19 protein-coding genes are annotated in these 16,213 nt (G+C 71.1%); 9 read left to right on the top strand and 10 right to left on the bottom strand.

The features are described from left to right. Positions 1-6 precede the first annotated feature (6 nt). Entirely contained in the window at positions 7-1,080 is a 1,074-nt protein-coding gene (locus GY24_RS04875; protein WP_104474619.1) for an enoyl-CoA hydratase/isomerase family protein, read from the bottom strand. A 137-nt stretch (positions 1,081-1,217) separates the two neighbouring features. On the opposite strand from GY24_RS04875, the gene GY24_RS04870 reads away from it, so the two are divergent. Beyond that, positions 1,218-1,919 carry a LysE family translocator gene (locus tag GY24_RS04870; protein WP_104474618.1) on the top strand — a complete coding sequence of 234 codons (702 nt, stop codon included), beginning with the start codon at positions 1,218-1,220 and terminating at the stop codon, positions 1,917-1,919. Between the two features lie 36 nt (positions 1,920-1,955). Here the strand turns inward: GY24_RS04870 and GY24_RS04865 are convergent, their stop codons facing one another. Further along, on the bottom strand, positions 1,956-2,504 hold the full coding sequence (locus tag GY24_RS04865) for a YbhB/YbcL family Raf kinase inhibitor-like protein (protein ID WP_104474617.1): 549 nt from the start codon (positions 2,502-2,504) through the stop codon (positions 1,956-1,958). A 151-nt stretch (positions 2,505-2,655) separates the two neighbouring features. On the opposite strand from GY24_RS04865, the gene trhO reads away from it, so the two are divergent. Continuing rightward, entirely contained in the window at positions 2,656-3,573 is a 918-nt protein-coding gene (gene trhO / locus GY24_RS04860; protein ID WP_104474616.1) for an oxygen-dependent tRNA uridine(34) hydroxylase TrhO, read from the top strand. Between the two features lie 87 nt (positions 3,574-3,660). Here the strand turns inward: trhO and GY24_RS04855 are convergent, their stop codons facing one another. From GY24_RS04855 to GY24_RS04845, 3 genes are read right to left on the bottom strand one after another with little or no spacing between them, the layout of a single operon-like run. Next, on the bottom strand, positions 3,661-4,134 hold the full coding sequence (locus GY24_RS04855; RefSeq protein WP_133161117.1) for a hypothetical protein: 474 nt from the start codon (positions 4,132-4,134) through the stop codon (positions 3,661-3,663). Then, a complete protein-coding gene (locus GY24_RS04850; RefSeq protein ID WP_104474614.1) occupies positions 4,131-5,057 on the bottom strand; it encodes an LssY C-terminal domain-containing protein in 927 nt (308 codons plus the stop codon). The genes GY24_RS04855 and GY24_RS04850 overlap by 4 nt, the downstream gene beginning before the upstream one ends. Positions 5,058-5,093: 36 nt before the next feature. After that, the gene (locus GY24_RS04845; protein WP_104474613.1) at positions 5,094-6,056 is read right to left on the bottom strand and encodes an NAD(P)-dependent alcohol dehydrogenase; all 963 of its coding nucleotides are present in this window, start codon (positions 6,054-6,056) and stop codon (positions 5,094-5,096) included. A 100-nt stretch (positions 6,057-6,156) separates the two neighbouring features. Here GY24_RS04845 and GY24_RS04840 point away from each other — a divergent pair, with 100 nt between their 5' ends. Then, on the top strand, positions 6,157-6,807 hold the full coding sequence (locus tag GY24_RS04840) for a TetR/AcrR family transcriptional regulator (RefSeq protein WP_104474612.1): 651 nt from the start codon (positions 6,157-6,159) through the stop codon (positions 6,805-6,807). A gap of 6 nt (positions 6,808-6,813) precedes the next feature. On the opposite strand, the gene GY24_RS04835 is transcribed toward GY24_RS04840, so the two are convergent. The 4 genes from GY24_RS04835 to GY24_RS04820 are packed head-to-tail and all read right to left on the bottom strand — an operon-like array spanning position 6,814 to position 10,670. After that, a complete protein-coding gene (locus GY24_RS04835; RefSeq protein WP_104474611.1) occupies positions 6,814-7,572 on the bottom strand; it encodes an iron ABC transporter ATP-binding protein in 759 nt (252 codons plus the stop codon). Continuing rightward, positions 7,569-8,615, bottom strand: a complete 1,047-nt coding sequence (locus tag GY24_RS04830) for an iron chelate uptake ABC transporter family permease subunit (RefSeq protein WP_104474610.1) — start codon at positions 8,613-8,615, stop codon at positions 7,569-7,571. The genes GY24_RS04835 and GY24_RS04830 overlap by 4 nt, the downstream gene beginning before the upstream one ends. Further along, positions 8,605-9,681 (bottom strand): ABC transporter permease, encoded by a 1,077-nt coding sequence (locus tag GY24_RS04825; RefSeq protein ID WP_324778144.1) that lies wholly within the window; start codon positions 9,679-9,681, stop codon positions 8,605-8,607. Before GY24_RS04825 ends, GY24_RS04830 begins: the two co-directional genes overlap by 11 nt. A 20-nt stretch (positions 9,682-9,701) precedes the next feature. Next, positions 9,702-10,670 carry a siderophore ABC transporter substrate-binding protein gene (locus tag GY24_RS04820; RefSeq protein WP_104474609.1) on the bottom strand — a complete coding sequence of 323 codons (969 nt, stop codon included), beginning with the start codon at positions 10,668-10,670 and terminating at the stop codon, positions 9,702-9,704. Positions 10,671-10,955: 285 nt separating this feature from the next. On the opposite strand from GY24_RS04820, the gene GY24_RS04815 reads away from it, so the two are divergent. From GY24_RS04815 to GY24_RS04790, 6 genes are all read left to right on the top strand, one after another. Next, entirely contained in the window at positions 10,956-11,747 is a 792-nt protein-coding gene (locus tag GY24_RS04815) for an isocitrate lyase/PEP mutase family protein (protein WP_104474608.1), read from the top strand. Positions 11,748-11,805: 58 nt separating this feature from the next. Continuing rightward, the gene (gene panD / locus GY24_RS04810) at positions 11,806-12,213 is read left to right on the top strand and encodes an aspartate 1-decarboxylase (protein WP_083365235.1); all 408 of its coding nucleotides are present in this window, start codon (positions 11,806-11,808) and stop codon (positions 12,211-12,213) included. Positions 12,214-12,325: 112 nt separating this feature from the next. Beyond that, complete coding sequence (locus GY24_RS04805; protein WP_104474607.1) at positions 12,326-13,228, top strand: ABC transporter ATP-binding protein; 903 nt, start codon at positions 12,326-12,328, stop codon at positions 13,226-13,228. Then, the gene (locus GY24_RS04800) at positions 13,225-14,052 is read left to right on the top strand and encodes an ABC transporter permease (RefSeq protein WP_104474606.1); all 828 of its coding nucleotides are present in this window, start codon (positions 13,225-13,227) and stop codon (positions 14,050-14,052) included. The genes GY24_RS04805 and GY24_RS04800 overlap by 4 nt, the downstream gene beginning before the upstream one ends. 53 nt (positions 14,053-14,105) lie before the next feature. After that, positions 14,106-15,155 (top strand): MDR family oxidoreductase, encoded by a 1,050-nt coding sequence (locus GY24_RS04795; protein WP_104474605.1) that lies wholly within the window; start codon positions 14,106-14,108, stop codon positions 15,153-15,155. A gap of 12 nt (positions 15,156-15,167) precedes the next feature. Continuing rightward, positions 15,168-15,485, top strand: coding sequence for a hypothetical protein (locus GY24_RS04790; protein ID WP_133161116.1), 318 nt, complete (start codon positions 15,168-15,170; stop codon positions 15,483-15,485). A 27-nt stretch (positions 15,486-15,512) separates the two neighbouring features. Here GY24_RS04790 and GY24_RS18015 read toward each other — a convergent pair whose 3' ends face one another. Further along, positions 15,513-16,139: a hypothetical protein gene (locus tag GY24_RS18015; protein WP_233279200.1), complete on the bottom strand. Its 627-nt coding sequence runs from the start codon at positions 16,137-16,139 to the stop codon at positions 15,513-15,515. Positions 16,140-16,213: the final 74 nt, after the last annotated feature.

Below are 16,213 nucleotides of genomic sequence, written 5' to 3'. Positions count from 1 at the left end.
CTCGGCCTACCAGAGCGGCTCGGCCGGGCGGTGCGCGAGGGCGGACGCCGCGGCATCCGCGTGCAGCGCGGCCAGGGTCGCCGGCTCCCAGCGGGGGCTGCGATCCTTATCGATCAGCAGGGCGCGCACGCCCTCGGCGAAGTCGGGCTGCTCGAGCAGCCACGCGCCGACGCGGTACTCCTGCTCGAGGGCCGCGCGCAGGCTCGGCAGCCGGCGCGCAGCGCGTAGCGCCGCCAGCGTCACGGCAAGCGCCGTCGGCGAGAGCCGCCCGAGTTCCTCGGCGGCCTGTGCCGCCTCGGCCTCGGGCCGGGCGCGCAGGCGCTCGAGGATCCCGGGAACGGTGTCAGCCGAGTAGCAGGCGTCGATCCACTCACGGCGCGAATGCAGTGACTGAAACGTTTCGCCGTCGGCGACCAGCGGTTCCGGCGTCTCGTCGAAGAGCATCGCGATCTCGGCCGGAGAGCCCGGGTCCGCGCGCTCGGCGAGCGCCTGGAGCAGGTGCGGCAGCAGCTCGCTGGGCAGGTAGAAGTCGGCGAAGCCGGTGTCGATGGCATCCGCCGCCGCCATGCTCGCCGAGCTCAGCGCGAGGTAGGTGCCGAGCTCCCCCGGCGCCCGGGCAAGCAGCCAGCTGCCGCCGACGTCGGGGGTGAAGCCGATGCGCGTCTCGGGCATCGCCAGGCGGGAGCGCTCGGTGACGATGCGGATCGCGGCGTGCCCGGCCAGGCCGATGCCGCCGCCCATCGTGATGCCGTCCATCAGAGCGACGACGGGCTTGGGGTACTCGGCGATCATGGCATTCAGCCGGTACTCGGCGCGGAAGAACTCCCGGGCGCCCGCGTGCTTGCCCGCCGCCGTGTTCTCGGCCAGCTCGCGGATGTCGCCGCCGGCGCAGAAGCCGCGCTCGCCCGCGCCGTCGAGCACGACCACGGACACCTCGCTGTCGCCCGCCCACCCCTGCAGCACCTCGGTCAGGGTGTCGACCATCCCGGCGTTCAACGCGTTGAGCACCCGTGGGCGGTTGAGCGTGAGCCGGCCGACCCCGTCGGCAACCCGGACCAGTACCTGCGGTTCATCGCTCATCCCCTCACGCTATCGCGCTGCCCGCCCAGCCCCCGGCATCGAGATGACGGTTGAACGTCTTCGCTGGGCCAGGGAACACGCCGAAGTGTCATCTCGGCGAGCGCGCCAGGCGGATGGCGCTGGAGTAGCATTCCGGCATGGTTCCGTGGCCCAACCTGCTCGCCTTCGCGCTGGCGTCGATCGCGCTCATCGCCCTGCCAGGCCCGAGCGTGCTGTTCGTCATCGGCCGCACGCTGACCCTCGGCCGCACCGGCGGCCTGCTCAGCGTGCTCGGCAACTCGCTCGGAGCCCTGCCCGCCCTCGTGCTCGTCGCACTCGGCGTCGGCACCATCGTGGCGCAGTCGGCGACGCTGTTCACGGTCATCAAGTTCGCCGGCGCCGGCTACCTCGTCTACCTCGGCGTGCAGGCGATCCGGCACCGCAAGGATGCCTCGAGCTCTGCCTCCGCAGAGGAGATGCCGGCTGGCATCACGCCGTCCGAGGCGCCACAGAGCCGCGGCGCCCGCTTCGGCCGCGCCTTCCGGCACCCCACCACCCGCATCCTCGGCGAGGCGTTCCTCGTCGGCCTCACCAACCCCAAGACGATCGTGTTCTTCGTGGCGGTGCTCCCCCAGTTCGTCGACTACGGCGCGGGCATGATCCCTGTGCAGCTGGCCGAGCTCGGCCTCGTCTTCATCGTGCTCGCCCTCATCGGCGACAGCCTGTGGGCGCTCACCGCAGGCGCCGCCCGCGACTGGTTCGCGCAGAGCCCGAAACGGCTCGAGCGCCTCGCCGGGGCCGGCGGCGCCATGATGATCGGCCTGGGCGGGGTGCTCGCCCTCACCGGCAACAAGAGCTGACGGCATCCGCTGCACTCGACCACCGGCGGATGCCGCCTAGTCGGTCGTCGCGGTTCCGGTGAGCGTGCCGCGGGCCAGCGTGTGGAAGTGCAGGTTGAAGCCGAGGACAGCTGGGGTCGACTGCGGGTCGAGCTCGAGCCTGGCCACATCGACCGCGTGCACGGCGAAGATGTAGCGGTGCACGCCCGTCGTCGGCGGCGGGCCGGCGCCGACGAAGGAGGTCAGCCGGCGCTCGTTCGGCAGGGTGAGGCTGCCGGCCGGCAGCAGGACGCCGCCCGGCGCCCCGGCGTTCTCGGCCAGCGACGTGACGCTCGCCGGGATGTTGCAGACCGCCCAGTGCCAGAAGCCGGAGCCGGTCGGGGCGTCCGGGTCGAAGCAGGTGACGGCGTAGCTCAGCGTGCCGGCCGGGCCCGCGCTCCAACTCAGCTGCGGCGACGTGTCGCTGCCCGCACCGCCGGGGCCGCCGCCCGCGCCCCACTGGGCGGGCGCCAACGGCTGGCCGTCGCGCAGCTGCTCGCTCGTGACGGTGAGCGGCGCGAACTGCTTGAGCGTGGCCAACTCGGCATAGGGATCGTAGCTGAACATCGTCGTTCTCCATTCAGGGCGGGGCGGCTGCGCCGCGACATCCGGATGCCGCCAGCCTACGTCGCAACGGGCGGCGGCACCCGGTAGGCACCCGGTCTTCCCTCGTTCCCCGCTCAGCCGCCGTGGAGGGCGCAGTCCGTAAACTTGGCTCGTGGCCACAGCCAAAATCCTCCTCTATTACGCATTCACGCCCCTCGCCGACCCCGAGGCCGTGCGCCTCTGGCAGCGCGACCTCGCCGAGTCGCTGGGCCTGCGCGGCCGCATCCTGCTCTCCGGGCACGGCATCAACGGCACCCTCGGCGGCGACATGGCGGCGCTCAAGCGCTACGTCCGCAAGACCAGGGACTACGCGCCGTTCAAGGGCATCGACTTCAAGTGGAGCGAGGGCACCGGCCTCGACGAGACCGGGGCGAGCCTCGACTTCCCGCGGCTCAGCGTGAAGGTGCGCGACGAGATCGTCAGCTTCGGCGCGCCCGGCGAGCTCGCGGTGGATGCCGACGGCGTGGTCGGCGGCGGCACCAAGCTGGCGCCGCGCGAGCTGAACGCCCTGGTCGCCGAGCATGCGGCATCCGGCACCGAGGTCGTCTTCTTCGACGGCCGCAACGCCTTCGAGGCCGAGATCGGGCGCTTCAAGAATGCGATCGTGCCGGATGTCGCCACCACCCGCGACTTCGTCAGCGAGCTGGACAGCGGCAAGTACGACCACCTCAAGGACACCCCGATCGTCACCTACTGCACGGGCGGCATCCGCTGCGAGGTGCTCTCCGGCCTGATGAAGAGCCGCGGCTTTGAGAACGTCTACCAACTCGACGGCGGCATCGTGCGCTACGGCGAGGCCTTCGGCGACTCCGGCCTCTGGGACGGCTCGCTCTACGTCTTCGACCAGCGCGGCTCGGTCGACTTCGGCGCGAACACGGCCGTCATCGGCGCCTGCGTGCGCTGCGGCGCGGCCAGCAAGCGCATGCAGAACTGCAACGACCTCTCCTGCCGCGAGCAGATGGTGGTCTGCGCCGACTGCGCGGCCGAGTCGGAGACCTTCTGCGGGGAACACGCCCTCACCGCCCAGTAGCTCCCACCCGCACCCCACCCCCGCCCAGTTGCCACAAATCGGGGGTAGGCGCCCCGCGCACCCGTGAATTTCGGCAACTGGGTGGGGTTAGGGGGCGAGGGTGGGCGCGGGGTCGTTGCGCCGCGCGAACGCGCGCGCGGCCCGGCTGGAGAGCGCCAGCAGGATCAGGATGTCGAGCGCCAGGCTGGGCAGCGTCGTGCGCAGGGTGATCTCCAGACCGGACTGCCACCACTCGAAGAACGACACCAGGATGCTCACCGTGGCGAACAGCATCGCGGCGACGCGCGCCCAGTTGACCCCGCGCAGCACCAGCCAGGACAGGACGAGGTAGAACAGCAGCCACGCGCCGTAGCCGATCATGAGGACGTCGACGAAGGCGCTGGCCGCGGCCTGCTCCTCGGCGGTCGCCTTCGCGCCCTCGAAGATGACGTCGTTGAGGAAGTCCTCCCTGTCTCCGAACGCGACCGCGATGACGAGCACGCCCGCGAGGGCCCGCAGGCACATGAGCACCGCCCCCATCGTGGTGGGCGCCGGCCGCCTCTTGCCGGACGCGGCGCTCACGACAGCCCCCGCAGCTCGGTCGTGCGCGGCTCGTCGCCGGCGACCTCGCCGGCGGCCTCGCCGGCATCCGCGCCCGCGCCCGCGGCGAGCGCGACCCGGCGCAGGTCGATCACGGGCAGGTCGCCGTCGGTGTGAATCGAGTCGCCGCCGCCGTTGCGGGCGTGATAGCCGGTCGAGAAGTCCCGGATGACCACGAAGCGCGCCTTCGGCTCGGCCTCGCGCACCGTCGCGACGATGTGGTCGCGCTCGATGTCGGTGTTCGCGTCGATCTTGTGCGTGACCTGCAGGGTGAAGAGCGAGAAGCCGACGGCCCGGTCGAAGGTGCCGGCCGCCAGCCAGTCGACGCGGTGGCCTCCCGGCAGCATCCAGCCCTCCGGGCACTTCCAGAAGCGCACGTGGTGGCGCTTGGACGGGTTGCCCTCGACCTCCTGCTGGTAGGCGAAGTCCTGCTGCCGGCCGAAGAGGAACAGCGGGCTCACGGGCGCCTCGTCATAGCTCTGCCGCGTCAGCGTGGAGGTGATGATGCGCCTGCTCGATGCGCCCGTCACCTGGTCGGCGCGCGTCCAGCCCGCGGCATCCATCGTCTGCTCCAGCTGTTCGGAATCCCCGAGCAGCGCCAGGTTGACCGGGTCGCCGAGCAGCCCGTCGCTCGTGCGGGCCCGCCCGATGAAGTAGTTGGGCACGTAGAGCTGGGTGAGGATGCGGTGCAGCCGCGGCAGAACCAGGTAGGCCAGCAGCAGCCAGAACGCCAGCGCGAACCAGATCGCTCCCCAGCCCCACTCCAGGCTGTCGGAGGCCAGCAGCACGGCGAGCCACACGGCGGCGAGCCCACCGAAGACGAAGAAGAAGTTGTCGAGCGCCGCGCTCAGCGAGCGGCGCTTGGTGCGCGTCGGCCTCGTGTGCTGCGTCGCCGTGGCAGGCATGACGCCATGCTAACCGCTGGCCCCCTCCGCCGTCGGTTACGGCCGCACGATCACGTTGCCGACCTTGCGGCCCGTGTCCACTCGCGCGTGCGCGGCGGCGATGTCCTCCAGCGGGGCGACGAGGTCGGTCACCGAGACGAGCTCGCCCGCGGCGAGCATCTGCAGCAGCAGCGCGACGTCCTCCGGTCGCTCCGGCGCAGTGCCCGACTTGACGTTGCCGTGGGCGCCGAGGATCTGCCAGAGGTCGGCCACCGCCAGCAGCAGCACGCCTCGCTCGGTCAGGAGCCGGCGGCCGGATGCCGGCGACAGCACGCCAACGGTGTCGAGCACGACGTCGTAGCGCCCGTCGTGCTCTGCCCACTCGGTGCCGGCGCGGTCGATCGTGCGCTCGGCGCCGAGCCCGGCGACGAGGGCGCGGTTTCCGGCACTGCAGACGCCGGTGACGCGGGCGCCGGCCCGTGCGGCGAGCTGGACGGCGTTGGTGCCGATCGCCCCGGAGGCCCCGATGACGAGCACGGAGGTTCCCGGCGCGACGTCCGCCTTCTTGCGCAGGAAGTACAGGGCGGTGCTGCCGCCGAAGAGCACCCCGGCCGCATCCTCGTGGCTCACCGCGGCGGGCTTCGGAACGGCGCGGGAGGCCGCGATGCAGAGGTATTCGGCGTGCGCGCCCATCGGGCTGCCCGTCATACCGGACACCTCGTCGCCGGGGGCGAAGCCGCCCGCGTCCGAGCCCCGCGCGGCCGGGCCGACCGCCTCGACCACGCCGGAGAAGGCGCTGCCGAGCACCTGCCGCCGGGGCCGCCGCACCCCGAACATGAGCCGGGCCATCGGGGCAAAGCCGCGCGGGAAGCGGGCCGCCCGGATGCGTGCATCGGCGCTCGTGACGGCGGCGGCGTGCACCCGCACCAACAGTTCGCCCGCGCCCGGCACCGGCACGGGCAGCTCGGCGATGCGCACCCGCTCCGGCGCACCGTAGTTCTCGACAATTGCGGCTCTCATCGGATTCTCCCTTACATGCGTAAGCCGGCCAGCGCTGCTACTGTAGCCTTACGGTCGTAAGTCCACAAGGGCCGAGCCGCTCCACCTTCCCGGAGGCCGAATGACCCCCCGCACGCCCCTCACCCGCCCGCTCATCGCCGATGCGGCCGCCCGGGTCGCGGATGCCGGCGGGCTCGCCGCCGTGAGCATGCGCAACGTCGGCAAGCAGCTCGGCGTCGAGGCGATGTCGCTCTACCACCACGTGCCGAACAAGGAGGCACTGCTCGACGACCTCGCCGACTGGGTGTTCGCCCGGATCGAGCTGCCGGCCCCCGGCCAGCCGTGGCGGCCGGCGATGGCCGAGCGGGCGGCGTCGGCCCGGAGCGTGCTGGCGCGGCATCCGTGGGCCCTCGGCCTCGTCGAGTCGCGCCGCGCCCCCGGCCCGGCATTGCTGCACCACCACGACTCGGTGCTCGGCTGCCTGCGCGCGGGCGGCTTCAGCGTGGCCCTCGCCGCGCACGCCTTCTCGGTGATCGACGCCTACGTCTACGGCTTCGTGCTCACCGAGCAGAATCTGCCCTTCGACGACGATGACGACGCGGGCACCGACGAGCTGATGGCGAGCTTCCTGGCGATGGCGGAGAACTATCCGCACCTCGCCGAGCTCAACGCGACCCTCTCCCGGGGTGAGACCTACAGCTACGCCGTCGAGTTCGGCTACGGCCTCGAGCTCATCCTCGACGGGCTCGAACGGCGGATGCCGCTGGGCTGAGCCCGCTCAGCTGTAGTAGTAGCCGATGCGCTGGCCGGCGATCTCGCAGACGTCGATCGGCATGCCGTAGATGTTCGCGAGCACCGCGTTCTGCATGATGTCGTCGATGCCGCCGTGCGCGAGCACGCGCCCCTTCTGCATGGCGATGATCTCGTCGGAGTACACCGACGCGAAGTTGATGTCGTGCAGCACGATCACGATGCGCTTGTCCATCTCGTCGGCGACGCGGCGCAGCAGGCGCATGATCTCGACGGCATGGCGCAGGTCGAGGTTGTTCAGCGGCTCGTCGAGCAGCACGTACTTCGTGTCCTGGGCGAGCACCATGGCGATGAAGGCGCGCTGCCGCTGGCCACCGGAGAGCTCGTCCAGGTAGCGGCCCTCGAGGCCGCCGAGGTCGAGGAACTCGAGGGCGTTCTCGATGTGCTCCCGGTCGAGCACCGTGAGCCGGCCCTTGGAGTGCGGGTAGCGCCCGAAGGCCACAAGCTCGCGCACGGTCAGGCGCGCGGCCAGGTGGTTGTCCTGGCGCAGCACCGCGAGGCGGGTGGCGAGCTGCGAGCCGGCCGTCTTGACGACGTCGAGCCCGTCGACGGTGATGGTGCCCTCATCCATCGGCAGGAGCCGCGCAATCATCGACAGCAGCGTCGACTTGCCCGCGCCGTTCGGCCCGATCAACGAGGTGATGCCGGAGCCGCCGAGCTCGAGTGAGACGTCGTCGACGACGGCGGTGCGCCCGTAGCGCTTGGTGACTCCGCTGATGCTGATCATCGAATGCCCTTTCTGAGAAGCAGGACGATAAAGAGGATGCCGCCGACGAACTCGATCACGACGCTCAACACCGTGCCGAGGCCGAAGACCTGTTCGAGCACGAACTGGCCGCCGACGAGGCAGATCACGCCGAGGAAGATCGTGGCGGGCAGCACAAGGGCGTGCCGGCTGCTGCCGACGATCAGGTACGCGAGATTGGCCACGATCAGCCCGAAGAAGGTGATGGGGCCCACCAGCGAGGTCGACACGGCCACCAGGATCGTGATCAGCACGAGCAGGATCGTGACGGTGCGGCGGTGGTTGACGCCCAGCGCGATGGCCTGTTCCTCGCCCAGGTTGAGCACGTCCAGCACGGGCAGCAGGCGCAGCGCCACGACGCACACGGCGATGACCGCGATCGCCGAGAGCCAGAGCTGCGCCGGGTCGACCGCGTTGAACGTGGCGAAGAAGCTGTCTTGCAGCACGGCGAAAGCGGCGGGGTCGAGCATGCGCTGCATCATGCTGGCCAGGCTGCGGAAGAACACGCCGAAGACGATGCCGACCAGCACGAGGAGGTAGATGCTGCGCTTGGCGCCGACGAACAGCCAGCGGAACAGCAGCCCGGCGAACCCCACCATCAGCGCCACTTCGCCCAGCCAGACGAGGCGCGAGTCGACGCTGGTGAAGGCCGACACCCCGAACACGAACATCAGCGTCGTCTGCACGAGCAGGTACAGCGCGTCAAACCCCATGATCGACGGCGTCAGGATCCGGTTGGCGGTGATCGTTTGGAACAGCACGGTCGACACGCCGATCGCCACGGCCACCAGCACCATGGCCGCCACCTTGCGCCCCCGGAACGGGATCGCGAAGTCCCAGCTGCCGGTGATGCCCACGAACAGGAACAGGGCGATGGATGCCAGGGCTGCCAGCGCCAGCAGTGCAACGCGCACCCGCGGCGAACCCAGCACCAGGGCCAGGGACGCACGGGCGCGGGCGGCGCGCGACGACGCCGGCGACGCGGCATCCGCCCCGCGCTGAAGAAGTGGTGGACTAGTGGGCATGGCTCGACCTTCTGAGCAGGAGGTAGAGGAAGAGGGCAGCGCCGACGACGCCCACGACGATGCCGAGCGGAATCTCGTAGGGGTAGCGCAGCACGCGACCCAGGATGTCGCAGGCCACAACGAAGATGGCGCCGATCAGCGCGACCCACGGCAGCGTGCGGCGCATGTTGTCGCCGAAGATGATGCTGACGACGTTGGGCACGACGAGGCCGAGGAACGGGATGACCCCGGCGGTCACCACGACGATGGCGGTCACGATCGAGACGATCACGAGGCCGAGCGTGAGAACGCGGCCGTAGTTGAGGCCGAGGTTCGTCGTGAACTCCTGGCCGAGACCGGCGACGGTGAACCGGTCGGCGGCGAGCCAGGCGATCAGCGTCATCGCGAACGCCAGCCAGAGCAGCTCGTAGCGGCCGCGCAGCACGCCGGAGAAGTCGCCCGTCATCCATGTGTTGAGGCTCTGCAGCAGGTCAAGGCGGTAGGCGAAGAAGGTGGTGACCGCGGCGATGATGCCGCCGAGCATCATGCCGACGAGCGGCACCAGGACGATCGAGCGCACCGGGATGCGCCGCAGGATCAGCAGGAAGAGGCCGGTTCCGGCGAGCGCGAACACGGCCGCGACCCCCATCTTGCCGAGCAGGCCCATCGACGGGGCGAAGATCGTGACCACGAGCAGGCCGAGCATGGCCGACTCGGTGGTGCCCGCCGTGCTCGGCTCGACGAATTTGTTGCGCACGAGCAGCTGCATGAGCATGCCCACGATGGCCATCGATGCCCCGGTGAGAACGAGCGCCAGGGTGCGCGGCAGGCGGCTGGCCAGCAGCAGCTGCATGGCCTCGCCGTCGATGCCGCCAGCCAGGAGCGACGCGGGTGTGACATCGCTGACGCCGATGAACGTGCTGACGACGGCGAGCAGCACGAGCAGGGCGCCGGCGCCGATGAGCAGCCACGGCGAGCGGGCGCGGTCGGCTGGGTGTGCCGCGGGCGGCCGGCCGGCCGCCGTCGGGGTGCGCAACGCACCGCCCCGCGTGGCGCGGGGCGGTGTGTCGGCAGTTTCAGAGCTCACGATGCGGGGAGAGCGACGGCCTAGGCCAGCGCGTCGGCAACCTCGTCGATCATCGTGTTGATGGCGGTGAGGCCGGAGATCACGATGTACCAGGCGGTGCCGTCGAGCTGCACAACCTGGTCCTGCTGCCATGCGGTCGTGCCGGAGACAACCTCGTTGTCGAGCACGGTGAGCGCCGCGGCTCCGCCGGACTCGCCGACGGCGACATCGCGGTCGACGACGAAGAGCCAGTCGGGGTTGGCCTCGCGGATGAACTCGAACGAGATCGGGTCGCCGTGCGTGGAGGCGTCGACGTCGGGCACGGCGGCCGTGAGGCCGAGTTCGGTGTGCAGCCAGCCGAAGCGCGAGCCGGGGCCGAAGGCGGTGACCTCACCGGCGTTGGTCATGACGATGAGGCCGGTCCCGGCATCCGGGGTCAGCTTCTGCACGGCGGCGATCTTCTCGTCGATGGCCGCGAAGGCGGTGTCGACCTCGTCCTGCTTCTCGAAGATCTCGCCCAGCGTCTCGGCGTTGGCGCGGAAGCTCTCGAGGTAGTCGGCCGGGTCGGTGGTGAGGTCGATGGTCGGCGCGATGGCGCTGAGCTCGGGAAGGGCGGATGCCGAGCGCTGCGCGACGATGATGAGATCGGGGGCGGCGGCGTTGACGGCCTCGTAGTTGGGCTCCTTGAGCGAGCCGAGGTCAACGTAGTCGTCGCTCGCGTAGCTCGTGAGGTACTTCGGCAGGTTCTGCTTGGGCACGCCGGCAACATCGACATCGAGGGCGTCGAGGGTGTCGAGAACGCCGAAGTCGAGCACGAGAACGGTCTGCGGGTTGACCGGGACGACGGTCTCGCCCTGCGCGTGCGTGACCGTGATCTCGCTCGCAGCCTTCTCGGTTGCCTGCGGAGGCGTCCCGGCCTCGCCCTGCGGGCTGGCGCAGCCGGCGAAGAGCAGAGCGCCGGCCGCGGCGAGCGCGAGGGCGCCAAGAGGTCGAATCTGGGCGTGCGTCATGAGGGTGCTCCAATGCGGTGGGGTTCCTGGCGGCTGCAGTGCGCAACGCCGACGTGCCGCGGGGCGGGTGAACCAGGAGCGGGCCGAAGCCGTCGCCAGGCAATCCGAGACAACATTGGATAGGCTAACCTAACTCTCCAACGACTGTCGAACCGACTCGGCTCCTTCCCTGCCTTTTACCCTACGCCGCCGGAGCGCCGAGCTGCGCGGCTTCGCCTCGGCCGGCGACGGTGAGGTCCGTTTCCCGCCGACCGCGCGGCGGGTGCCGCGGCTACGGTGAGGGGCATGACCGACATCGACACCGCCGCCACCGCCGCCCGCGCCACCGACCTCCTCCGCCTGCACGAGACACCGGAGCTGCTGCAGCTCGTCAACGTCTGGGACGTGGTGAGCGCCCGCGCCGTCGCGGCCCTGCCGGAGACCCGCGCCCTGGCCACCGCGAGCCACTCGATCGCGGCGAGCTTCGGCTACCCGGACGGCGAGGCCATCCCCCGCGAGCTCATGCTGGACATGGTCGGCCGCATCGCGGCGAGCACCGAGCTGCCGGTGACCGCCGACCTCGAGGCCGGCTACGGCGACGCCGGTGACACCACCCGCCGCGCGATCGCCCTCGGCGTCGTCGGCGCGAACATCGAGGACGAGCTGAAGCCCCTCGCCGAGTCCGCCGCGACCATGGCCGCCGTGGTCGCCGCCGGCGCGGCCGAGGGCGTCCCGTTCGTGCTGAACGCGCGCACCGACGCGTTCCTGCGCGGCGGCGACCGCCCGCTCGGGGCCATCGTCGCTGACGCCATCGAGCGCGGTCGCGCCTACTTGGACGCCGGCGCCGCCTGTGTCTTCGTGCCGGGAAACTTCGGCGAGGACGTCGTCGCAGAGCTCGTCGAGGCCTTCGGGGTGCGCCGCCTCAGCGTGATCGGGCTGCCGCTGCTGCCCTCCCCCGCCCGCCTGGCCGAGCTGGGCGTCGCCCGCGTCTCCTACGGGCCGTACGTGCAGCGCGTCGCCCTGACCGCGCTGCAGGATGTCGCGGGCGCCCTCTACGCCGGCGGCGAGATCCCGGCCGACACCCGCGCCCTCAACTAGCCCCAGCGCCCGCCGCCGCGCGGACGCCCGCTGCGGAGCGCGAGTAGGCTGGATTCTCGTGCTTAGAACCATGCTCAGCGGCAAGATCCACCGCGCGACCGTCACCCACGCAGACCTCGACTATGTCGGCTCGATCACGATCGACCGCGATCTGCTCGAGGCGGCCGGCATCCTGCCCGGCGAGCAGGTCGCCGTCGTCGACGTCACGAACGGCGCCCGCCTCGAGACGTACACGATCGCCGGCGAGCGCGGCAGCGGCGTGGTCGGCATCAACGGCGCGGCCGCGCACCTCGTGCACCCGGGCGATGTGGTCATCATCATCGCCTACGGCCTCATGCCGAGCGACGAGGCCATCGCGTTCACCCCGCGCGTCGTGCACGTCGGCGCAGCCAACGAGATCATCCATCTGGGCACGGATGCCGCGGAGTCGGTCGTGGCCGGGCTGCAGCGCCCGCCGCACGCGTAGCCCGTTCGACGGGCACAGAATCCCCCACGCGGCGGATGCGGCAGAGGCTGCGCCCTCAATAGGGTGAGGGCGTGGCGGGGATCCCTGCCGAGCACACAGCAGAGAGGATTCCATGCCCATCGGAGTGCCCATCGAGTTCGCCGGGGTGACGAAGCGCTTCGGCGCCGTCAACGCCGTCAACGACCTCTCCTTCACCGTGGAGCCGGGCCGGGTCACCGGCTTCCTCGGCCCGAACGGCGCAGGCAAGACCACGAGCCTGCGCATGCTGCTCGGCCTCGTGCGACCCACCAGCGGAACTGCCACCTTCGGCGGAGTTCCCTACCGCCAGCTGCCGAACCCGCTCACCGCGGTCGGCGCGGCCCTCGAGGCGGCCAGCTTTCACCCGGGGCGCACCGCCCGCAACCACCTCGGCGTCTACGCCGCCGCGGCCGGCCTCGACAAGGCCAGGGTCGACATCGTGCTCGGCAAGGTCGGGCTCAGCGAATACGCCGATCGCCGCGTCGGCGGCTACTCGCTTGGCATGCGCCAGCGCCTCGGCCTGGCTGGCACCCTGCTCGGCGACCCGGGCGTGCTCGTGTTGGACGAGCCGATCAACGGCCTGGACCCTGAGGGCATCAAGTGGATCCGGCTGTTCCTGCGCGAGCTGGCGGCCGAGGGCCGCACCGTGCTGGTGAGCTCGCACCTGCTCAGCGAGGTGCAGCAGAGCGTCGACGACGTCGTCATCATCGCCAGGGGCCAGCTCGTGCACCGCGGTCCGCTCTCCAGCCTCGACACCGAGGCCACCCCGCACGTCATCGTCAACTCCCCCACCCCCGAGGCACTCGCCGCCGCGCTCACGGCGGCCGGCCTCAGCCACGCCCCGGCCCGGGCCGGGCTGCTCGTGGCGGCATCCGACCCCGCCCAGATCGGACACGTCGCGTTCGCGGCCGGCGTCGAGATCAGCGTTCTGCACCGACAGGAGACCGGCTTGGAAGACTCCTTCCTCAGCTTGATCGCGGGAGGTGGCGAGCGATGACGTTCACCCGCGCCCTCTCGGCCGAGTTCCTCAAGCTGTTCAGCACCCGCCTCTGGTGGATCCTGGCGCTCGTCCTGTTCCTCTACGTCGGCGTGATGGCCGGCGGGCTCGGCGCGCTGTTCGGCTGGGCCGCCACCGGCGGCGACGCCTCGGCCGCCGGTGTCAGCCCACTCCCGCCCGGGATGAACCTGCACGCCGTGATCTACAGCATGGCCTCCTCGATCGGCTACGTGTTCCCTGTGCTGCTCGGCGCCTTCGCCGTCACGGGCGAATTCCGGCACCAGACGCTCACCCCGACGTTCCTGGCCACCCCGCGGCGCGGCATCGTGCTGAGCGCCAAGGTCGTCGCGATGCTGCTCGTCGGCGCCCTGTTCGGCGTCATCGCCTGGGCATCGACAGTCGGCCTCGGGGCCGCGGCACTCGGTGCCTTCAACCTCGACACGGCGCTCGACAGTTCAGACACCTGGGCGATGGTCGGCCGCGGGGTGCTGGCGATGGCGCTCTGGGCGGCGGTCGGCGTCGGGCTCGGTGCGCTCGTGCCGAGCCAGGTCGCTGCGCTGATCATCGTGATCGCGTTCACCCAGTTCCTCGAGCCGGTGCTGCGCCTGGTCTCCTCCTTCAACGAGGTCACCGCCAACATCGCGCGCTTCCTGCCCGGCGCGGCGAGCGACTCCCTCGTCGGCGCGAGCTTCTACTCGGTCGCCATGCCCGGCGGCTCCGCCGAGACGCTGTTCTGGTGGCAGGGCGGCCTCGTGCTGCTGGCCATCGCCGTCGTCACGACCGTCGCCGGCTACTTCACCAGCTGGCGCCGCGACGTCACGTGATCGGATCGCCCATGCCCCCGGCTCGAACGGGCCCCGCTGATTAGGCTGGGGGCATGAGCGATCAGTTCCGGGCCATCGTCGTCGATTCCGTGGCGGACGCCGCGGGCACGGGCCCCCGGCAGCGCGGCGCACTGCGCACCATCGACGAGGGCTTCTTCACCGCCGGCAGCGACGAGCACCCGGCCGCGCTCACCCTCGAGAGCGGCGTCGCCCTCGACGTCGAATACTCGGGCGTCAACTACAAGGACGGCCTGGCCGTCGCCGGCCGGCCGGGCGTCGTGCGGCGCACCCCGCTGATCGCCGGCATCGACGTCGTCGGCACGGTGCGCTCCAGCCCCGACGCGCGCTGGGCCGCGGGCGAGCGCGTCGTGCTGAATGGCGCCGGCCTCGGCGAGGGCCTGCACGGCGGGCTCAGCGAGCGCGCCCTCGTCAGTCCGGACTCCCTGGTGCGCCTGCCCAGCGCGATCAGCGCCCGCCGGGCAGCCGCCATCGGAACGGCCGGCTTCACCGCGATGCTCTCGCTGATGGCGCTGGAGAAGCAGGGCATCGGCCCGCGCTCCGGCGAGATCCTGGTGACCGGCGCCGCCGGCGGCGTCGGCTCGGTGGCCATCATGCTGCTGGCCCGCGCCGGGTACAGCGTGACGGCGGCATCCGGCCGGGCGGAGTCAGAGGCCGACTACCTCCGTGGCCTCGGCGCGAGCAGCGTCATCGACCGGGCAGAGCTCTCCGAGCCCGGCCGCCCGATGCAGAGCACCCGCTGGGCGGGCGCCATCGACTCCGTCGGCGGCACGATCCTCGCCAACGTGATCGCCCAGACCGGCTATGGCGGATCCGTCACCAGCTGTGGCCTGGCCGCCGGCGTCGAGCTGCCGAGCACGGTGCTGCCGTTCATCCTGCGCGGTGTGAACCTGCTCGGCGTGAACTCGGTCGACGCCCCGCTCGCCTTGCGCGAGGCGGCCTGGATGCGGCTGGCCGCCGAGACGCGCTTCGAGCTGCTTGACGAGCTCAGCACCGAGATCGGCCTTGCAGCCGTTCCGGAGACGGCGGACGCGATCCTCGCCGGCACCGTGCGCGGGCGCACCGTCGTCAACGTCCGCGCGTAGGGTCCGGCCGGCGTGCCGGCAGGCGAGAGCACGCTTCCGCGGCGGGTCGATCTCGTGCAGGGATACGGCGAGTACGTGATGTCGTACACGCCCAGCAAGACGCTCATGCAGTTATCGGAATATGAGTTCACCGGCGGCACGCTGCTGCACACCGTGCTGATCGACGGCATCATGGCCGCGCACTGGAAGCACGTGCTGCGGACTCGCGACGCGACGGTCGCGATCGACCGCCTGCGGTCGATATCGGCTTCAGAGCGCGCCGCGGGCGCACGGCCGGCGATCGCGTACGGCCGCCACCTCGGCGTGCCGGTGCAGGTGGAGTGGCTGTGAGAACCCGGTCGTAACCGGTTCGACCAGTTATGAGTTCTCGGTGCCGTCGGCCACCGCGCTCTTCGCGTCGGCATCCGCGGCCTCGGTGCCCGCAGGCTCGGAACTCGCCGGGTCAGCGCTCTGCGCGTCAGCGTTCTGCGCGTCAGCGTTCTGCGCGTTGGGGGCCTTCGCCTTGGCAGCGCGGGTGAGGCGCGGCAGCCGCACGGCGCGGGCCTTCGGGTCTTTCGCGGGCGCAGCCCCCTCGGCGCCCGCGCCGGCTGCCGCCTGCGCGGCGGCCGCGGCCAGGGCAGCGGTCTCGGCGTCGCCGGGGCTCACGTTCAGGGCCCGCACCAGCTCCGCGGCGTGGTTGGTGCTGACGATGTGGCGGGCATATTCCCCATCGGCAATATCAATGATGACGGCCTGGCGCTTGTTCTTGATGACGAGGAAATCCTTGCCACCGTGGAACTTCCAGGTGCCGACGGCGAGCACCAGCGGAACGAGCGAACCGGGCGCCCGAATCCCGCGGATCCAGATCCACGGGTCATCGGTGATTGTGACAGAGCGGATGGCCGACCGCGGGACCGAGATCTCTTCCCGGCGCAGCGCAAGCGCCTTCTCGGCGGGGGTGAGTTGAATCTCAAGCCGGTCGGGGTGCACACGCAATGAAGCCATGCCCCTAGTCTGCCAAGAGCTACCGACATTCGCCTTGTGCGAAACCTCACAATGCGGTGACGATGCACTGTGTG

Source organism: Microterricola pindariensis (assembly GCF_002936985.1).
Taxonomy (GTDB): Bacteria; Actinomycetota; Actinomycetes; order Actinomycetales; family Microbacteriaceae; genus Microterricola; species Microterricola pindariensis.
Note: the sequence above shows the minus strand (reverse complement) of the source record. Positions and strands in the feature narration are given on the sequence as shown.